Below are 457 nucleotides of genomic sequence, written 5' to 3'. Positions count from 1 at the left end.
GGTAATGTTTTATTGTCAAAAGTAACATTTTTTGTTTTGTTTAGAGCTTTTCCATCCAGCCCAGTAGCCAACCAAAGCCTACCTTCTTCGGCAAAATGAAGAATGACACCTTGATCTTCTAAAGGTAGTTTACCTGTAGCAGCCTTGAAATCTTTAAAATAATGAATTTGACCATTAATTTCTTTCAAGCCTTCTTGAATAAGTGCTCCAGATTCATCGGAATAGTTTAGACCATTCGCTGTCTCTTCCCATGCTGATTTTTGTAGAATACCGTCATCGTTGAAGGTATAGTACTTACCCTCAATCTCAACACATTTCCTTGTCTCTCTTCCGAAATCTGTGAAATAATATGTATTCCCATCAAGCTCTTTCCAACCCTTCAAAATAACCCCTGAAGAATCCGCGTAAAAATGCTGACCATCTCTGTTTATCCAACTATTCGTTATCAATTTTCCAG

The 457-nt window shown here is 37.2% G+C and carries 1 pseudogene; it reads right to left on the bottom strand.

The window, feature by feature from the left end:
- Nucleotides 1–383: pseudogene (locus tag MR109_RS29735) on the bottom strand (cell wall-binding protein); the annotation flags it as partial.
- Nucleotides 384–457: the final 74 nt, after the last annotated feature.

Source organism: Bacillus cereus group sp. BfR-BA-01310 (assembly GCF_022664325.1).
Taxonomy (GTDB): Bacteria; Bacillota; Bacilli; order Bacillales; family Bacillaceae_G; genus Bacillus_A; species Bacillus_A paramycoides.
This window is presented reverse-complemented; position numbering and strand designations above follow the sequence as displayed.